This is a genomic window from Mycobacterium sp. IS-1590 (assembly GCF_001500025.1).
In the GTDB taxonomy this organism is placed as follows: Bacteria; Actinomycetota; Actinomycetes; order Mycobacteriales; family Mycobacteriaceae; genus Mycobacterium.
Genome location: NZ_LQIW01000034.1, coordinates 195,368 through 213,703, shown reverse-complemented (window position 1 = coordinate 213,703; position 18,336 = coordinate 195,368). Strand labels below are relative to the sequence as shown.

The 18,336-nt window shown below is 67.9% G+C and carries 17 protein-coding genes; 1 reads left to right on the top strand and 16 read right to left on the bottom strand.

Going from position 1 to position 18,336, the window contains the following annotated elements:
- Window positions 1–13: 13 nt before the first annotated feature.
- From AU197_RS18625 to metH, 8 genes are all read right to left on the bottom strand, one after another.
- Window positions 14–1,393: an FAD-containing oxidoreductase gene (locus AU197_RS18625; protein WP_064404211.1), complete on the bottom strand. Its 1,380-nt coding sequence runs from the start codon at window positions 1,391–1,393 to the stop codon at window positions 14–16.
- Window positions 1,394–1,409: 16 nt separating this feature from the next.
- The gene (locus AU197_RS18620; RefSeq protein ID WP_064404208.1) at window positions 1,410–1,892 is read right to left on the bottom strand and encodes a DUF4126 family protein; all 483 of its coding nucleotides are present in this window, start codon (window positions 1,890–1,892) and stop codon (window positions 1,410–1,412) included.
- Window positions 1,893–1,955: 63 nt separating this feature from the next.
- Window positions 1,956–2,807: an ATP phosphoribosyltransferase gene (gene hisG / locus AU197_RS18615; RefSeq protein ID WP_064404206.1), complete on the bottom strand. Its 852-nt coding sequence runs from the start codon at window positions 2,805–2,807 to the stop codon at window positions 1,956–1,958.
- Window positions 2,808–2,872: 65 nt separating this feature from the next.
- Complete coding sequence (locus tag AU197_RS18610) at window positions 2,873–3,154, bottom strand: phosphoribosyl-ATP diphosphatase (protein ID WP_064404205.1); 282 nt, start codon at window positions 3,152–3,154, stop codon at window positions 2,873–2,875.
- 16 nt (window positions 3,155–3,170) lie between these two features.
- Window positions 3,171–4,730 (bottom strand): FAD-binding protein, encoded by a 1,560-nt coding sequence (locus AU197_RS18605; protein ID WP_064404505.1) that lies wholly within the window; start codon window positions 4,728–4,730, stop codon window positions 3,171–3,173.
- Window positions 4,727–6,184 (bottom strand): sugar porter family MFS transporter, encoded by a 1,458-nt coding sequence (locus AU197_RS18600; protein ID WP_064404204.1) that lies wholly within the window; start codon window positions 6,182–6,184, stop codon window positions 4,727–4,729. Before AU197_RS18600 ends, AU197_RS18605 begins: the two co-directional genes overlap by 4 nt.
- Before the next feature lie 57 nt (window positions 6,185–6,241).
- Window positions 6,242–6,925 (bottom strand): HAD family hydrolase, encoded by a 684-nt coding sequence (locus AU197_RS18595; protein ID WP_064404202.1) that lies wholly within the window; start codon window positions 6,923–6,925, stop codon window positions 6,242–6,244.
- A gap of 5 nt (window positions 6,926–6,930) precedes the next feature.
- Window positions 6,931–10,680, bottom strand: coding sequence for a methionine synthase (gene metH / locus AU197_RS18590; protein WP_064404200.1), 3,750 nt, complete (start codon window positions 10,678–10,680; stop codon window positions 6,931–6,933).
- A 418-nt stretch (window positions 10,681–11,098) separates the two neighbouring features.
- Here metH and AU197_RS18585 point away from each other — a divergent pair, with 418 nt between their 5' ends.
- Window positions 11,099–11,965: a PAC2 family protein gene (locus AU197_RS18585; protein WP_197415602.1), complete on the top strand. Its 867-nt coding sequence runs from the start codon at window positions 11,099–11,101 to the stop codon at window positions 11,963–11,965.
- Between the two features lie 4 nt (window positions 11,966–11,969).
- On the opposite strand, the gene AU197_RS18580 is transcribed toward AU197_RS18585, so the two are convergent.
- Genes AU197_RS18580 through AU197_RS18545 form a run of 8 tightly spaced genes read right to left on the bottom strand, consistent with a single transcriptional unit; the run spans window position 11,970 to window position 18,317 of the window.
- Complete coding sequence (locus AU197_RS18580) at window positions 11,970–12,848, bottom strand: SDR family oxidoreductase (RefSeq protein WP_064404196.1); 879 nt, start codon at window positions 12,846–12,848, stop codon at window positions 11,970–11,972.
- A gap of 49 nt (window positions 12,849–12,897) precedes the next feature.
- Complete coding sequence (gene mshC, locus AU197_RS18575; protein ID WP_064404194.1) at window positions 12,898–14,136, bottom strand: cysteine--1-D-myo-inosityl 2-amino-2-deoxy-alpha-D-glucopyranoside ligase; 1,239 nt, start codon at window positions 14,134–14,136, stop codon at window positions 12,898–12,900.
- A gap of 57 nt (window positions 14,137–14,193) precedes the next feature.
- On the bottom strand, window positions 14,194–14,973 hold the full coding sequence (locus tag AU197_RS18570; RefSeq protein WP_064404192.1) for a 3'(2'),5'-bisphosphate nucleotidase CysQ: 780 nt from the start codon (window positions 14,971–14,973) through the stop codon (window positions 14,194–14,196).
- A 4-nt stretch (window positions 14,974–14,977) separates the two neighbouring features.
- Window positions 14,978–15,811, bottom strand: coding sequence for an SCO1664 family protein (locus tag AU197_RS18565; protein ID WP_064404190.1), 834 nt, complete (start codon window positions 15,809–15,811; stop codon window positions 14,978–14,980).
- On the bottom strand, window positions 15,795–16,382 hold the full coding sequence (locus AU197_RS18560) for a DUF3090 domain-containing protein (RefSeq protein ID WP_064404188.1): 588 nt from the start codon (window positions 16,380–16,382) through the stop codon (window positions 15,795–15,797). Before AU197_RS18560 ends, AU197_RS18565 begins: the two co-directional genes overlap by 17 nt.
- A 46-nt stretch (window positions 16,383–16,428) precedes the next feature.
- Entirely contained in the window at window positions 16,429–17,133 is a 705-nt protein-coding gene (locus tag AU197_RS18555; RefSeq protein WP_064404186.1) for a histidine phosphatase family protein, read from the bottom strand.
- Window positions 17,130–17,960 (bottom strand): undecaprenyl-diphosphate phosphatase, encoded by an 831-nt coding sequence (locus AU197_RS18550; protein ID WP_064404503.1) that lies wholly within the window; start codon window positions 17,958–17,960, stop codon window positions 17,130–17,132. Before AU197_RS18550 ends, AU197_RS18555 begins: the two co-directional genes overlap by 4 nt.
- Before the next feature lie 45 nt (window positions 17,961–18,005).
- Complete coding sequence (locus AU197_RS18545) at window positions 18,006–18,317, bottom strand: hypothetical protein (protein WP_064404183.1); 312 nt, start codon at window positions 18,315–18,317, stop codon at window positions 18,006–18,008.
- Between the last annotated feature and the right edge of the window lie 19 nt (window positions 18,318–18,336).

The following is an 18,336-nucleotide window of genomic DNA, read 5'->3' as shown; positions in this document are numbered from 1 at the left end:
GCGATCGCCGGCCTTAGGTCAGCGGCGTCATCTCTTGCAGCATCGTGGGCACCAGTTCGCTGACCGTCGGGTGGATGTGCATCGTGCGTGAGATCGCGGTGTAGGGCTTCTTGGCGGTCATGATGTCGAGGATCGAGTGGATCACTTCATCACCGCCGACGCCGAGGATCGCCGCGCCGAGGATCTGCTCGGTCTTGGCGTCGACGACGACCTTCATGAAGCCCTGCGTCTCCCCCTTCTCCACCGCACGGCCGACGCGGGTCATCGGGCGCTTGCCGACCAACGCCTTTCGCCCCGACTTACGCACCTGAGCCTCGGTCATCCCGGCCCGGCCCAACGGCGGGTCGATGTAGAGCGCATACGTGGTGATGCGGTCGCTGACACGGCGCGGGTCGTCGTCGAGCAGGTTCGCCGCGACGATCTCGAAGTCGTTGTACGACGTGTGCGTGAAGGCGCCTTTGCCGTTGCAGTCACCCATGGCCCAGATGTGTTCGACATTGGTGCGGAGCTGATCGTCGACGACGATATAACCGCGCGAGTCCGTTTCGACCCCGGCATTCTCCAAGCCCAGGTCGTCGGTGTTCGGGGTGCGGCCGACCGCGACGAGCAGATGGGTTCCCGCGATGGGCGCCGCGCCGTCACTCGGGATGACCTCGAAGCCGCTGTCGGTCTTGGTGAATCGGATCGCGTCGGCACCGAGGACCACGTTGATGCCCTCGGCTTGCAGGATGTCTTTGACCGCGGCCGAGACGTCCTCGTCCTCGCGCGAGGTCAACCGTGGTCCCTTCTCGACGACGGTGACCCCGGCGCCGAAACGCCGGTACATCTGCGCGAACTCCAGCGCGATGTAGCTACCCCCGATGATGACGAGATGTTCGGGAACCGTGTCGAGTTCGAGAATGCCGACGTTGGTCAGGTAGTCGATGTCGGCGAGCCCGGGCATATCAGGTGCGACGGCGCGACCGCCGACGTTGAGAAAGATCTTGTCCGCTGACAGCACCCGGTCGTCGACTCGGATCGTGTGGGGATCGGAGAAGCGGGCGTGGCCGCGGATGAACGTGCATCCGTCCATGCCTTCGAGCCAGGACTCGACGCCGTCGCGGTCGCCGACCACGATCTTGTCCTTGCGTGCCTTGACCTTCGCCATGTCGACGCGGATATCGCCTGTGCTGACGCCGTATTCGGCGCCGCGGCGGGCAAGATGGGCGGCGTGCGCGCTGGCAACCAGCGTCTTGGTCGGGATGCATCCATAGTTCACGCACGTCCCGCCGACGAGTTTGCGTTCGATCACCGCGACCGTCTGCCCCGCCTCGGTGAGCCGGCCCGCCAGGGGTGGTCCGGCCTGCCCGGCACCGACGATGATCGCGTCGAATCGTTCTGTCACTTCAGCCATTTCAAACGGCATCTGTTCACACCAGGCTGGCCAGGAACACGATCAGGAAGCCGCCGCCGACCGCGACGACGTCTTCGAGGATCGCGCCCGGGCGGTCTTGACCGTTGCGCAGGTCGGCGAAATGCTGACGTGCCGCCGCGCCGCCCATCGTGCCGAGCACCGCGCCGATGACACCCGCGCCGAGCGCACTGAACGTGTGGAAGTACGCACTGCCGATCACCGCGCCTGCGAAGGCGCCCGTGATGAGACGCGTGGCGAACTGAGGAGTCGTCTTGCGGCTGGGAGTGTTCGGAAGCTGATCGGTGACCAGTTCGACGAGCAGGAAGATGGTCAACACGGTGACGGTGATGGGATGTGCCATCCACTCCGACCATTTCCCGTCCACGTCGATCCACCCCAGCAGTGCGCCCCAGGACACCACCGCGGGGGCGGTGAGTGCGCGCAGGCCAGCGATGACGCCGATCAGCATTGCGAGTACCAGAATCAGGACCTGCGTCATGGCGACCTCCGGTGTTGTGGACCTCCGGACGCTAACACGCAGGCCGCGCGGGTTCCCGTCGAATCAGAGGCGACAGAATCGGATGTCGGAGGCCAAGATCGCCTTGGCGCCGATGGCGGCGAGTTCATCCATGATCTTGTTGACGTCGCGACGCGGCACCAGAGCCCGCACCGCCACCCACGCCGGGTCGGCGAGCGGAGCGATCGTCGGCGACTCCAGTCCGGGAGTCACCGCAGTCGCCCTGTCGAGGACGCTGCGCGGGCAGTCGTAATCGAGCATCAGGTACTGCTGGCCGCGAACCACACCCTGTACACGGGCCACCAACTGAGCGCCGGTGGGGCTGTCCGGTGCGCCGTCGCGCTCGATCAGCACCGCCTCGGAATCACACAGGGAGTCGCCGAAGGCCACCAGGTTGTGCAGTGCCAGCGTGCGGCCGGAGCCGACCACATCGGCGATGGCGTCGGCGACGCCGAGCTGCACGGAAATCTCCACCGCGCCGTCGAGCCGGATGACCGTCGCCTCGATGCCGTGCGCCGCCAAGTCTTTTCGCACCAGGTTCGGGAACGCCGTCGCGATCCGCTTACCCGCCAGATCCTCGACCCGCCAATCGCGTCCGGCTGGGGCCGCATACCGAAACGAGGACGAGCCGAAGCCCAACGCCAACCGCTCCCGCACCGGCGCATCCGATTCGGCGGCCAGATCGCGTCCGGTGATCCCGAAATCCAGCTGACCCGACCCGACGTAGATCGCAATGTCCTTGGGCCGCAGGAAGAAGAACTCGACGTTGTTGGCCGGGTCGACGACCGTGAGGTCCTTCGTGTCGGTGCGGCGCCGGTAACCGGCCTCGGAGAGGATCTCGCTCGCGGGTTCGGAGAGTGTGCCCTTGTTGGGTACGGCGACGCGAAGAGCAGACATCGGCGATGAGCCGCTTGCGCGAAGAGCAGACATCGACGATGAGCCGCTTGCGCGAAGAGCAGACATCAGAGCTTCCCGTAGACGTCGTCGAGGGTGAGGCCGCGCGCCAGCATCAGGACCTGTGTCCAGTACAGGAGCTGGCTGATCTCTTCGGCGAGGGCGTCATCGCTTTCGTGTTCGGCGGCCAGCCACACCTCGCCGGCTTCCTCGAGGATCTTCTTGCCGATCCCGTGGACGCCGCCGTCCAGCGCGGCGACGGTGCCGCTTCCGGCGGGGCGGGTCCGGGCGCGTTCACTGAGCTCAGCGAACAGGGCGTCGAAGGTCTTCACGGCACGCGATTGTGTCACGCTCGGAGGTGTCGGGTCACGCCGGTTTGTCCGGCGACGGTGACGTACGCGCCATGTGCAGTGCGGCGCGGTGGCTGAACAACAGCGACGCCCCGATCGGATTCCCGCCGCCGGGGTAGGTCTCGCCCGAAACGGCCGCCATCGTGTTGCCGGCCGCGTACAGCCCCGGGATGGGCCGCTCGGAGGTGTCGAGGACGCGCGCGTCGGTGTCGGTGCGCAGCCCGCCCTTGGTGCCGAGGTCGGATATCCCGAACGCCGCCGCGCGGTAGGGCGGGGTGTCGATCGGCACCAGCAATGAGGCGCCACCGGTGAAGGCGCGGTCGAACGATTCGCGCCCGCGACCGAAGTCCTCGTCGACGCCGCGTGCCGCGAACCCGTTGAACCGGCGCACGGTGTCTTCCAATTGCGTTGCCGGAACACCGATCTGGTCGGCTAATCCGGCCAGCGTGTCGGCATGCACCCACAGCCCCGCGGCCCGGTACTGCTCGGTCGGCGAGAACGACACGTTGGTGGCCATCACGGGCGGCTGCTCGCCGGTTCGGCTGTCGTAGATCATCCAGTACCGCGACCCCACCGCGCCGTCGCGCATCGCCGCCAGGACCGCGCGACCCAGCCGGTCGTAGGCCGCCGACTCGTTGACGAAGCGGCGGCCGGACCGGTCGACGAAGATGCCGCCGGTGAAGCACAACGCGAACGCCGCGCGGCCGTCCGGATGGATCAGCCCCGGCGACCACCACGCCTGGTCCATCAGGTCCATGCCTGCACCGACGGCGATCGCGGCCCGATGCGCCAAGCCGGTGTTGGCCGGGGCGCCCATGGTGTCGCGGGCGTACCCGGGGACGCCGAATTCGGCCCGCATCTCGGCGTTCTGTTCGAAACCGCCCGTGGCGAGAAGCACGCCGCGCCGAGCCGTGATCGTGCGGCGCTCGCCGTTGTGCTCCACGACCGCTCCGACCACGCGCCCGGCCTCCACGACCAATTCGACGAGGCTGGTGGACAGATGGGCGGTTACTGCCGGGTTGTCGGCCATCGCCCACAGGAACCGTCCGACCAGCGCCCGCCCGCCGGTGAGCAGATCGGGCTGCGGCGCCCCGAGGCGCTCATGGTCCAGCGGCCCGCGGACCCGGCCCGCGAACCGGCCGAGGCGCTCGTCGGGCACCGCCTTGGAGACGATGTGGCGCATGCCGTCGTTGCGGGCCCCGGCCACCGAACTGTAGTAGTCGGGCCACGGCAGGATCTTGAACGCGAAGTGCTCGTCGCGTTCGAGGTAGTCGATCAGCGCGGCACCGCCGCGGACGTAGGCCTCCTGAAGTGCCGCGGGTGTGCGGTCGCCGACGACCTGGCGGTAGTACCGCAGCGCCTCCTCGATCGTGTCGTCGCACCCGGCGCGGGCGAGCACCGCGTTGCACGGATACCACATTCCGCCGCCCCCGGAGTAGGCGAAGGTACCGCCGAACTGGTCGGTCGCCTCCACGATGGCGACCGAAAGTCCCTCTCGCGCAGCGGTATAGGCTCCGGCCAGTGCCCCTGCGGAGCCGGCGACGAGGACGTCGACCGACTCGTCGATGCCGGTCAGACGCTCTCCTGCTGCGGTGCGGTCTCGTTGCCCATGTCCTCGAGGTGCTTGCCCTTGGTTTCGGCGACGTACTTCCACACGAACAGCAGCGACAGCACCGCGCAGATGGCGTAGAAGCCGTAGGCGAGGCCGAGTGAGAAGTCACCGAGGGCCGGGAACGACGCCGTGATCGCGCAGTTGGCGATCCACTGCGCCGCAGCGGCCAGGCCCAGCGCGGCGCCGCGGATGCGGTTGGGGAACATCTCCCCGAGCAGCACCCAGACCACCGGGCCCCACGACATACCGAAAGAGACGACGAACAGGTTGGCCGCAATCAACGCGATCAGCCCCGCCGTATCCGAGGGATCCGGTTGGCCGTTGACCACCGGCGCGGTGCCGAAAACCACCGCCATCGTGCCGAGGGTGACCGCCATGCCCGCCGACCCGACCAGCAGCAGAGGCTTGCGCCCGACCTTGTCGATGAGCGCGATCGCGATCAGCGTGGTGACGATGTTGGTCACCGATGTGACCACGGTGATGGTGAAAGCCTGGCTCTCCTCCCAGCCGACGGACTCCCAGAGCACATTGGAGTAGTAGAAGATCACGTTGATGCCGACGAACTGCTGGAAAATCGACAGGAACACCCCGACCCAGACGATGCCGTAGATTCCGCCGGTCGGTTTCCTGAGATCCGACCATGACGGCGGTTTCTCCGACTTCAACGACTCCTTGATCCGGGTGATCGTCAGCTCGAGGTTCTTCTCGCCCAGCAGTCTGGTCAGTACCTTCCGGGCCTCCGGGATGCGGTATGTCGCAACCAGATAGCGCGGCGACTCCGGGATCGTGAACGCCAGTGCGCCGTAGACGACCGCGGGAACCGCCATCACCAGGAACATCCACCGCCACGCTGCCATGCCCAACCACAGCTCCTCACGGGCACCGCCGGCGATGTGCGCCAACAGGGCATCGATCGCCAGCGAGACGAAGATGCCGGTGACGATGGCCAGCTGCTGCAGCGAACCCAACCGACCGCGGATCCGGGGCGGTGAGGTCTCGGCGATGTAGGCCGGAGCGATGACCGACGCCACGCCGACGCCGATGCCGCCGACGACGCGGAAGAGCCCGAACATCCAGATGTTCGTGGCCAGGCCGGTGCCGAAGGCGCTGATGAGGAACAGCAGCGCGGCGAGTTTCATCACCGACAGCCGGCCGATCTTGTCGGCGAGCCGGCCGGCGACCACCGCACCCAGCGCCGCGCCGATCAGGGCCGCGGCAACGGCGACGCCCGTCACCGCCTTGGTGGTCTGGAAATGGTCCTCGACTGCCGCCACCGCGCCGTTGATGACCGCGCTGTCATAGCCGAACAGCAGGCCGCCGAGCGCCGCCACGGACGCGATGAGGACCACGCGGCCACTGTGTTCGGAGTCCTCGTAGTCCACGCCTGTCGAGGAGTCACCAGCGGGTCCGTGAGTCATGTGAGACCTTTCCGCAGCATGGCGTGATGGACGTCACATTCAATCACAGACCGGTCGTCAGGCGGTGCGTTCCCCAGGGCTCGTCACCAGTTCGGAATGCACCCGGCGGAGGTCGGCGGCGCGCAACCCGACGAGCGAGGAAACCTGGCGTCGGCGTGGCCCGGTGGGTACCGCTACGTCGTTGGGCACCACCAGCACCGGGCATCCGGCACGTTCGGCGGCCGCCGAGCCGGTGACGGAGTCTTCGACCGCCAGGCACGCGGCCGGATGGACGTCCAGCAGCGCCGCCGCACGCTCGTACACGTCGGGTGCGGGTTTGCCGCGGGTAACCTCGTCACCGCAGACCGTCACCGAAAAGTAATGCGCGCCAATGCTGTTCAACGCCTTATCGGTCAATGCCCGCAGCGTGTTCGTGACGAGTGCCATCGGAACTTCTTCTGCGGCAAGCTCTTCCAGCAATTCCCGGGCACCGTCGCACCAGGGCAGGCCACCCTCGAACAACTCTGCGGTGTACTCGTGCAACCATCGGCTCGACTCGGCCATGGCGCGCGGATCCTGGTCCAGGCCGAGGTCGGTGTACACGGTTCGAATGGTGTCTTCGGCCGAGCCCCCGACCAGCGCCTCGCGTACCTGCGGGCTCAGTTCGCCGCCCAGCTCGGCGTACAGCGCAGCAAGCGAGACGTCCCACAGCTTTTCCGAATCGACAAGTGTGCCGTCCATGTCGAACAGCACGGCTCGCATAGGCCTCAGTCCTCCGGGTTGTAGCCGAGGTTGGGCGCGAGCCAGCGCTCGGCCTCCTTCAGCGTCCACCCCTTGCGCTTGGCGTAGTCGGCCACCTGGTCCTGCGCCAGCCGGCCGACCACGAAGTACTGCGACTGCGGGTGCGAGAAGTACCAGCCGCTCACGGCCGCGCCCGGCCACATCGCCATCGCATCGGTCAGCTCGATGCCGGTGCGCTTCGTGACGTCGAGCAGGTTGAACAGCGTCGTCTTCTCGGTGTGCTCCGGGCAGGCGGGATAGCCGGGGGCGGGACGGATACCCACATATTTCTCGGCGATGAGCGCGTCGTTGTCCAGCTGCTCCTCGGGCTGATAGCCCCAGAACTCCTTGCGGACCCGCTGGTGCATCCGTTCGGCGAACGCCTCGGCGAGCCGGTCGGCCACCGACTCCAGCAGGATCGCGCTGTAGTCGTCCAGCGCCGCCTTGAACTCCATGATCTTGTCCTGGCTGCCGAGCCCCGCGGTGACCGCGAAGGCGCCGATGTAGTCGGCCAGACCCGTTTCCTTGGGGGCGACGAAATCGCCGAGCGACCGGTTCGGGATGCCCTCGCGGTGCTCGCCCTGCTGGCGCAGGTTGTGCAGCGTGGTCAGCACCTCGGTACGGGTCTCGTCGGTGTAGAGCTCGACGTCGTCGCCGACCGCGTTGGCGCAGAAGAATCCGATCACCCCGTTGGCGGTCAGCCACTTCTCCTTGATCAGGGTGTCCAGCATCTCCTGGGCGTCGTCGTAGAGCTTGCGCGCCGCCTCCCCCGTCGCCGGGTTGTTGAGGATGTCGGGGAACCTCCCCTTCATCTCCCAGGCGTTGAAGAACGGCTGCCAGTCGATGTACTCGCGCAGCTCGGCGAGGTCGTAGTCCAGGAATTCGCGCACACCCAGCCCCTGTGCGGGCGCAGGCGGCGTGTAGCCGTCCCAGTCGATCGGCGTCCGGTTCGCGCGGGCCATCTCCAGGGTCAGCATCGGCCGCTCGTTCTTCTGGGCGTGCCGTTCCCGCAGGGACGCGTAGTCCTTCTCGGTGGCCTCCAGCAGGGCCGGCCGCTGCTTGTCGTCGAGCAGCGCGGCGGCCACCGGGACCGAGCGCGACGCGTCCTTGACCCAGACCACCGGACCGCTGCGGCGCGGCGAGATCTTGACGGCCGTGTGGGCCCGCGAGGTGGTCGCACCGCCGATGAGCAGGGGGATCTGCAGGCCCTCGCGTTCCATCTCGACAGCGAAGTTGCTCATCTCGTCGAGGGACGGCGTGATCAGGCCGGACAGCCCGATGATGTCGGCGTTGTGCTCCTTGGCCGCGTCCAGGATCTTCTGGGCGGGAACCATCACCCCGAGGTCGATCACTTCGAAGTTGTTGCACTGCAGGACAACCCCGACGATGTTCTTGCCGATGTCGTGCACGTCGCCCTTGACGGTCGCCATCACGATCGTGCCGTTGGTGTCTTTGGTTCCGGTGGTACCGGCCTCTTCCTTCTCCGCCTCGATGAACGGCAGCAGGTAGGCGACGGCTTTCTTCATCACCCGGGCCGACTTCACGACCTGGGGCAGGAACATCTTGCCCGACCCGAACAGGTCGCCGACGACGTTCATACCGTCCATCAGCGGGCCCTCGATGACCTCGATCGGGCGCCCTCCGGCGTCCGCGATCTCGGCGCGCAGTTCCTCGGTGTCCTCCTCGACGTGGGCGTCGATGCCCTTGACCAGGGCGTGCGTGATCCGCTCGCGGACCGTTAGGGAGCGCCACTCCGCGGCGGACGGATCCTCCGATTTCTCGGTGCTGTTGAACCGCTCGGCGATCTCGAGCAGGCGTTCGGCCGCATCCTCGCGACGGTTCAGCACGACGTCCTCGATGCGCTCCCGCAGTTCGGGGTCGATCGAGTCGTAGGGCACCAGCGCACCGGCGTTGACGATGCCCATGTCCAGGCCCGCCTTGATGGCGTGGAAGAGGAACACCGCGTGGATCGCCTCGCGGACCGGGTTGTTGCCGCGGAACGAGAACGAAACGTTCGAGATGCCGCCGGAGAGGTGCACCCCCGGCAAGTTCTCCTTGATCCAGGCGCACGCCTCGATGAAGTCGATCCCGTAGGTCGCATGCTCCTCGATGCCGGTGGCCAGCGCGAAGCAGTTCGGGTCGAAGATGATGTCCTCGGCCGGGAAGCCGACCTCCTCGGTCAGGACCCGGTAGGCGCGGCCGCAGATCTCCTTGCGGCGTTTGAGGTTGTCGGCCTGCCCCTGCTCGTCGAAGGCCATCACCACGACGGCGGCGCCGTACTTGCGGCACAACCGTGCCTCGCGGATGAACTTCTCCTCGCCCTCCTTCAGGGAGATCGAGTTGACGATCGGCTTGCCCTGCACGTTCTTCAGGCCCGCCTCGATGACCTCCCACTTGGACGAGTCGATCATCACCGGCACGCGGCTGATGTCGGGTTCGGACGCGATCACCCTGGTGAACCGGTCCATCGCGGCGACGCCGTCGATCATGCCCTCGTCCATGTTGATGTCGATGACCTGCGCACCGACCTCGACCTGCTGCAGGGCCACCGACAGCGCGGTGTCGTAGTCCTCGGCCTTGATCAGGTTGCGGAATCGGGCCGAACCGGTGATGTTGGTGCGCTCACCGATGTTGACGAACAGGGTGTCGTCGTCGATGTTGAGCGGTTCCAGACCCGACAGCCGCGTGGCCACGGGAATCTCGGGCACCTGGCGCGGCGGCTTGCCCTCCACGGCCTCGGCGATCTTGGCGATGTGCGCCGGCGTCGTTCCGCAGCAGCCGCCGACGAGGTTGACGAAGCCCGCTTCGGCGAAGTCGGCGACGTAGCCGGCCTGGCGTTCGGGGGTCTCGTCGTACTCGGCGAAGGCGTTGGGCAGTCCGGCATTGGGGTAGCACGAGACGAACGTGTCCGCGATGCGGGATATCTCGGCGATGTAGGGCCGCATCTCCGGTGCGCCCAGGGCGCAGTTCAGGCCGACCGCCAGCGGCTTGGCGTGCCGGATCGAGTTCCAGAACGCCTCGGTGACCTGGCCGGACAGTGTCCGCCCGGACGCGTCGGTGATGGTGCCCGAGATGACCACGGGCCAGCGGCGCCCGCGCTCCTCGAACAACGTCTCCAGGGCGAACACGGCGGCCTTGGCGTTCAGGGTGTCGAAGATCGTCTCGACGAGGATGATGTCGGCGCCGCCGTCTACCAGGCCGTTGGCGGCTTCGAGGTAGGCCGCGACCAGCTGGTCGTAGGTGACGTTGCGGGCCCCGGGGTCGTTGACGTCCGGTGAGATCGACGCGGTCCGCGTGGTCGGCCCCAATGCTCCGGCGACGTAGCGGGGCCTTTCCGGGGTGCTGACGTCGTCGCAGGCTTTCCGCGCCAGCGCCGCGCCGGCGTGGTTCAGCTCGTAGCTGAACTCCTCCATGCCGTAGTCGGAGAGCGAGACCGCGTTCGCGTTGAAGGTGTTGGTCTCGATGATGTCGGCGCCCGCGTCGAGGTACTCGCGGTGGATCGCCTCGATGATCTGCGGCTGCGTCAGGTTGAGCAGGTCGTTGTTGCCCTGCACATCGCTCGGCCAGTCCTTGAACCGCTCGCCGCGGTACCCGGCCTCATCGGGCCGGTCCCGCTGGATCGCCGTGCCCATCGCGCCGTCGATCACCATGATCCGCTGGCCGAGGGTCGCCGTCAGTTCGTCGGTGCAGTCGGGGCGGATGTTCGGCGTCAAAGTGTTCGACTCAACGGCGGTCATGCGCGCTCCTTCCCTGAGGAAGGCGTCCTTGCGTCTGCCGAGCGTGGCGGATAGCGGTGAACACCCCGAATCCGTTGCAACGCCTCTCGACAGGGAAAGTCTACGTTGTCATCCAATCGATTTTCGGACGCCCGCCTCGACGTGGCGATCGAGTCGGCGGATCTTGTCGGCACCGTCGTCGACATAGTGGTCAACCAGATTGCCGCCGAGCATATTTCGGCTCTGCGGGAAGCCGGGGGCACATCGCGCGGCCACCGATCCCGAAGGCGTCGAGCATATCGGTCCGGTGGGCGCGATCCGTCACATCAGCCACGGATCCAGGGTAGTCGGCGAATCAAGTGGGCACGTGTGGCGATGGCGCTCCTACCCGCCTGTGAGGGCTTACGCTGGCGTTGTGACCTTGTCGGATGCGAGCGGTTTGAGACCGCCCGACCTGCCCGAACTGAACGACACGATCGTCGTCGCGGCGTTCGAAGGCTGGAACGACGCCGGCGACGCGGCCAGCGATGCGGTGGCGCACCTCGACGCGATCTGGGAAGCCGAGACGATCATCGAGATCGACGACGAGGCCTACTACGACTACCAGGTCAACCGACCGGTGATCAGGCAGGTCGACGGGGTCACGCGGGAACTGGTGTGGCCGTCGATGCGGATTTCGCACTGCCGTCCGCCGGGCTCCGACCGCGACATCGTGCTGATGCACGGCGTGGAACCCAACATGCGCTGGCGCACGTTCTGCTCGGAGTTGTTGGCGATCGCCGACAAGCTCAACGTGCAGACCGTCGTCATCCTCGGCGCCCTGCTGGCCGATACGCCCCACACCCGGCCGGTGCCGGTCTCGGGTGCGGCCTACTCGTCGGATTCCGCCGCGGTGTTCGGGTTGGAGGAGACGCGATACGAAGGCCCCACCGGCATCGCGGGCGTCTTCCAGGACGCGTGCGTGCAGGCCGGAATTCCCGCGGTGACGTTCTGGGCCGCGGTGCCCCATTACGTTTCCCAGCCGCCGAACCCGAAGGCGACAGTCGCCCTGCTGCGTCGCGTCGAGGATGTGCTCGACATCGAGGTGCCGCTGGCCGACCTGCCGACCGCGGCCGAGGAGTGGGAGCAGGCGGTCTCGGAGATGACCGCCGAGGACGACGAGATCGCCGAGTACGTGCAGTCGCTGGAGGAGCGCGGCGATGCCGAGGTCGACATGACCGAGGCGCTCGGCAAGATCGACGGCGACGCGCTGGCCGCCGAGTTCGAGCGCTACCTGCGCCGCCGCGGCCCCGGATTCCGGGGCTGAGGGGTCAGCGCTTTTCCAGCGCTTCGGTGCGTGCGCTCATCGAACGGCCCAGCGCGGCCACCTCGGCGTCCATCTTCGGCAGCAGTTGGGGTACCGACTTGAGGGCGGCCCGCTCCCCCAGCCGGGACGCCAGGACCGGCTTGAGCCAGCGCATCAGACCCACGAACCGTGGGCAGTTGATCTGGCGTTTGCGCTCTTCGATGCCTTTGACGAACAACTCCCCGCACTCGCGCACCGACGTGGTCTTGCCCAGTGGTCCGGGCAGGGTGTCGAGCATCGCGCGAGCACTCGGCAGGTCCGACCGGCTCTCCTGCACCAGCGGGGTGTCGATCCAGAGCATGTGCGCCGATCCGACGTCGACGCCGTGGTGGGCCACCTCCAGGCGCAACGCGTTGGCGAAGTGCTCGACCGCCGCCTTGGAGGCGTCGTACGGCGCCATACCCGCCGATGCCGCGTAGGCGGCGGCCGAGGACACGATCAGGACGTAGCCGCGGCGGTCGATCACCGACGGCAGCGCGGCCCGCACGGTGTGGAACACGCCGACGACGTTGACGTCGATCAGCGTCTTGAACGCCTCCGGATCGACCTGCAGCACCGACCCGTAGGTCGCGATGCCCGCGTTGGCCATCACGACGTCGATGCCGCCGAACCGCTCGACACCCGTGGCGACGGCGGATTCCATCGCGGCCAGATCACGCACGTCCGCGACGGCCGTGACCACGCCCTCGTTGCCGAAGCGCGCGGCGACCCGCTCGAGCCGGTCCCCGTCCAGGTCCGTCAGCACCAGCTTCGCGCCCTTGTCGTGCAGGCGGCGCGCCACCTCTTCGCCGATACCGTTCGCCCCGCCGGTGATCAGGACGACTTTGCCGTTCACAGCAGCCATGCGCGACAACGTACCTCGCCCAGCGACCCGGCGGACGGGACTGGCCGTTCTAGAGCCGAATACCCAGCAAGGCGTCGACGGCGGCCGCCACCGTGCGCCCCGCCTCGGGATCGTGGCCGCCGTAGCTCAGCGCGTCGGTGGTCCAACCATCCAGCGCGGCAAGCGCTTTCGGAGTGTCCAGATCGTCGGCCAGGTACCGGCGCACCCGGTTGACGACGTCGGTCGCATCCGGTGCGCCGGGCAGCGCGACCGCCGCGCGCCACCGAGCCAGCCGCTCGACCGCCTCGGCGAGCACGGCGTCGCTCCAGTACCGGTCGGCGCGGTAGTGACCGGCGAACAGGCCGAGCCGGATCGCCGCGGGGTCGACACCTTCGGCGCGCAGGCGCGAGACCAGAACCAGGTTCCCGCGGCTCTTGCTCATCTTGTGGCCGTCCCAGCCGATCATGCCGGCGTGCACGTAGTGACGCGCGAATCTGCGCTCCCCAGTGACGGATTCGGCGTGTGCGGCGGAGAACTCGTGGTGCGGGAAGATCAGGTCGCTGCCGCCGCCCTGGATGTCGAGGTCGGTGCCGATGCGGCTCAGGGAGATAGCGGCACATTCGACGTGCCACCCGGGTCGGCCCGGCCCGAACGGCGACGGCCAGCTCGGCTCTCCCGACCGTTGTGCCCGCCACAGCAGCGCGTCGAGTTCGTCCCCCTTGCCGGGCCGCTCGGGGTCGCCGCCGCGTTCGGCGAACAGCCGGCGCATGGTGTCGCGGTCGTATCCGGACTCGTAGCCGAACTGGGCGGTGGCGTCGGCGCGGAAGTAGACGTCGGGGTACTCGGCGTCCTCGACGACGTAGGCAGCGCCGGATGCCAGTAGCTTCTCGACGATCTCGATGACCTCGGCGATGGCCTCGGTCGCGGCGACGTAGTCGTGCGGCGGGAGCACCCGCAGCGCCGCCATGTCCTCGCGGAACAGCTCGGTCTCCCGCTCGGCGAGCTCGCGCCAGTCGACGCCGTCGCGTTGCGCGCGCTCGAACAGCGGGTCGTCGACGTCGGTGATGTTCTGCACGTAGTGCACCCGCTGGCCCGCGTCCAGCCAGATGCGGTGGACGAGGTCGAACGCCAGATAGGTGGCCGCGTGGCCGAGGTGCGTCGCGTCGTAGGGCGTGATCCCGCAGACGTACATCGTGGCCGTCTCGCCCGCGCTGACGGGCCGGACCTGTCGATCGGCGCTGTCGTAGAGACGTAGCTGGGGTCCCCGGCCCGGCAGCGCCGGGACGACGGGGGCCGGCCACGAATTCATGGTCTCGACTCTAGGCATCGGCTACACCGACACCGCGAGCGGCCGTTCCATTCCCGGTCAGTCCCGCCAGCGGCCCCGATACGCCGACAGAATCTCCTTGAGCAGCGCCTCGCGCAGCTCCGGTCGACACATCAGCAGGTCGGGCAGGTAGGGGTCGCGTCGGTTGTAGACCAGCTCCGAGCCGTCTATACGCGACGCGTGCAGGCCCGCGGCCTGCACCACCCCGGCGGGCGCGGCCGAATCCCACTCCCACTGGCCACCGGCGTGCAGATAGGCGTCGACGTCACCGCGCACCACCGCCATCGCCTTGGCACCCGCGGACCCGATCCGCACCAGTTGGATGTCCATCCGGTCGCGCAGCCACCACAGCACCGGTGGGGGCCGGTTGGAACTGGCCGTGATGAGGATGGGGCCGTCGTCGCGCGGTGGCGGCGGGGTGACGGTGTCGGTGCGGTACACCTCGTTGCGGGCGGGCAGCGCGACGGCTGCGTCGGTGATGCGCCCGTTCGGGCGGCCGTCGCGTCGCCATAGCGCGATGTGCACCGCCCAGTCCGTGCGTCGCGGCATGGAGTACTCGTGGGTGCCGTCGACCGGGTCGACGATCCACACCCGGTCGGCATCAACGCGAGACAGATCGTCGACCGCCTCCTCGGAGAGCACCTTGTCGTCGGGCCGCGCGGCGCGAAGCCGATCGAGGATCAGCCGGTTGGCCAGCTTGTCCCCGGTGTCGCCGAGGTCATACGGGTCGTAGAAACCCACTTCTTCGCGAACCCTCAGCAGCATCTCGCCCGCCTCGGCGGCCACCTCGGCGGCCAACGCCGCATCAGTCTGGGTCATCGATTCAGAACGCCGGCCACGGGATCGGGCGCCGACGATCGGGTGTGGGCATCACCGGATCTGTCAGCAGCGCAACGGTTCTGGAGAGCAACGCAGCGATCTCCCGCTCGGTGATGAGGGTGCACAGTTCGTCGGCCAACTCGTCTCTGAGCTGATCGCGCAGCGCGGCCACCGATTCCAGCGTCTGGTCGTCGACGGGTTTACCGGCCCAGCCCCACAGCACGGTGCGCAACTTGTCCTCGGTGTGCAGGGTCACGCCGTGATCGACGCCGTAGACGCGGCCGTCGACGCCGGACAAGATGTGGCCGCCCTTGCGGTCGGCGTTGTTGACCAGCACGTCGAACACCGCCATCCGGCGCAACCGGTCGTCGTCGGCGTGCACCAGGGTGACCTCGTCCCCCGCGTAGTCGTAGGCCTGGAGGATGGGGAGGAACCCCGGCGGAATGCGGCCCGCCGGAAGCAGATCCACCAGATCCGGGCCCACGGGCCGTTCGTCGTCGACCTCGTCGCCCGGCTGGTCCACCCACAGCTGCACCATGCCCTCACCCGCGGGCCCCTCGCGGATGATGGTGTAGGGCACGACGTCCCACCCCAAAGCGGCCGACACCAGGAACGCTCCGCGCTCACGGCCGGCCAGTGTGCCGTCGGGGAAGTCCCACAGCGGCGCCTCGCCCGCGACCGGTTTGTAGACGCAATGCACTTGCTGTGTACCGAGATTCGCCTCGCACAAGAACGTCGCGTTGCTGGCCGATCGGATCCGCCCGATGACGGTCAGTTCACCGCGCCGCAACACCTCCTCGCGGACCGCATCGGTCCCGCCGTCAGATGTCGGTGTCATCGTCGGACTCGGCGAAGGCGCCGCGCCGATAGCCGTTGGTGCGCACGCAGATGTGACCTTCGGGGTCCAGCGGTTCGTCGCACAGAGGACAGGGCGGGCGGCCTGCCGAGATGACCCGGTTGGAGCGCGTCGCGAACTCGCGCGCGGATTCCGGTGTGAGGAACACGCGGACCGCGTCGGGCCCCTCCTCCGCGTCGTCGAGCACCACCGACGCGTCGAACTCGGTCTCCGACACCGCGAGGAGTTCGACGACGACCGTCTGGGCTTCGGAGTCCCAGCCCAACCCCATCGTGCCCACGCGGAATTCGGCGTCCACCGGCGTGATCAGCGGGCTGAGGTCCTCGACCTCACCGGTGTCGGGCGGGATCGGCGTCCCGAACCGGCGATTGATCTCCAGCAGCAGCGCGGCAATCCGTTCGGCGAGCACGGCGACCTGCTGCTTCTCCAGAACCACCGAGACGACGCGCTTGTCGTGGACGGCCTGCAGGTAGAACGTGCGGTTGCCGGGTTGGCCGACGGTCCCGGCCACGAATCGGTCGGGTGTGCGGAAGACGTGGATTGCGCGGGCCATGGCACTTCCCAAAATACCGGTTGGGGCTTGTCAGCCGTAATTGCGACTAGCCGGTGGACCCGCCGACGACGGCGTCGCTCGGCGGCACCTCGCCGTCCTGGGCGTCGCTCGTGGCGGGTTTGGGTACCAGCCCCGACGTGAGTTGGTCACCAGTGTGGTTGACGTGGATCACGAACGGCCGCACCGCCGTGTAACGGATCACGCTCATCGACGCCGGGTCGGCGGTGATGCGCTGGAAGCTGTCGAGATGGGTGCCGAGCGCGTCGGCGACGATGGCCTTGATCACATCGCCGTGGGTGCAGGCGACCCACAGCGCGTCGCCCTCATGCTTTTCGGCGAGTCGACGGTCGTGCTCGCGTACTGCGGCCACCGCGCGCGCCTGCACATGGGCCAGGCCCTCTCCGTCCGGGAACACCGCGGCGCTGGGTTGCTGCTGCACCACCGCCCACAGCGGCTCCTTGACCAGGTCGCCGATCTTGCGCCCGGTCCAGGCCCCGTAGTCGACCTCCGAGATCCGGTCGTCGACGATCGGCGTCAGGCCCAGCGCCGCGGCCAACGGTTCCACGGTTCGTTCGCACCGCAGCAGCGGCGAGCGCACGATCGCGCGGATCGGCAGTGCACCGATGCGGGTCGCCACCGCCTGCGCCTGTTCGCGGCCCTTGTCGTCGAGGTCGACGCCCGCCGAGCGCCCCGCCAGCGTGTGGGCGGTGTTGGAGGTGGAGCGGCCGTGCCGCAGCAGGATCACCGTCACGTCGCTGCCACCACACCCGTCCCCAACAGGATCAGCACCACGGTGCCCAGCATGACGCGATACCCGACGAACCAGTACATGCTGTGCCTGACCAGGAACCGCAAGAACCAGGCCACCGCGGCGAAACCGACGACGAACGCGATCACCGTCGCCACGAGCAACTGCGGACCGGTGGCGCTCATCCCCTCGCCGACCGGATGGAACGCATCCGGAAGCGAGAACAACCCGGAGGCGAACACCGCGGGAATCGCCAGTAGGAAGCCGAACCGGGCAGCCAGCTCGCGGTTGAGGCCGAGAAAGAGCCCGGCGCTGATCGTCGCGCCGGAACGGGACACGCCGGGCAGCAGGGCCAGGCACTGCGCGAATCCCACGATGATGCTGTCCTTCCACGTCAGCTGTTCGACGGTGCGCGCCTGGCGGCCGAAGTACTCGGCGGCGGCGATGACGGCCGAGAACACGATCAGCGCGATCGCGATGGCCCACAGATTGCGAGCGCCGGTGCGGATCTGGTCCTTGAACAGCAGCCCGAGAACGGCGATGGGGATGGTTCCGACGATCACGTACCAGCCCAGCCAGTAGTCGGCGTTGCGGTGCGCGGTGACGAACAAGCCGTTGAACCAGGCCTTGACGATGCGCCCGATGTCCTTGGCGAAGTAGAGCAGGACCGCGAATTCGGTGCCCAACTGGGTGACGGCGGTGAACGACGCCCCGGCATCGTCGGCGAAGAACACTCGTGACGTGATCGCAAGATGCCCCGAGGAGCTGACGGGCAGGAACTCGGTCAACCCCTGCACGATCGCGAGAACGACGACCTGCACCCACGACATCGCCGGCACGTCGGTCACGACGACGACCGTACCGTGGGCGCGGTGTCAGCGGCCGGTGCGTGCCACCGGCTCTGCCGAGGCGACGAGATCACGCACCGCCGCGCCTACGCTGCGCCGGTCAGTGAGGTCGATGTCGGTCAGCTTGCGGCTGGAGGTCGCGACCACGTCCTCTTCGTGCGGAACGGGGCCGGCCAGCCGCGGGCGGTAGATCTCGACGACCAGCATCTGTCGCTCGACGTGGAACGAGAAGCTGCGGCCGTCTCCCACCTGGCCGAACCCGCTGGCGTACAGGCCGGTGGTCATGTCCTCGATCACAAACTCCCGGGCGCCCAGTGCGCGGTCGGCGGCGAGGGTCATGATCGCACCATACCGTTGA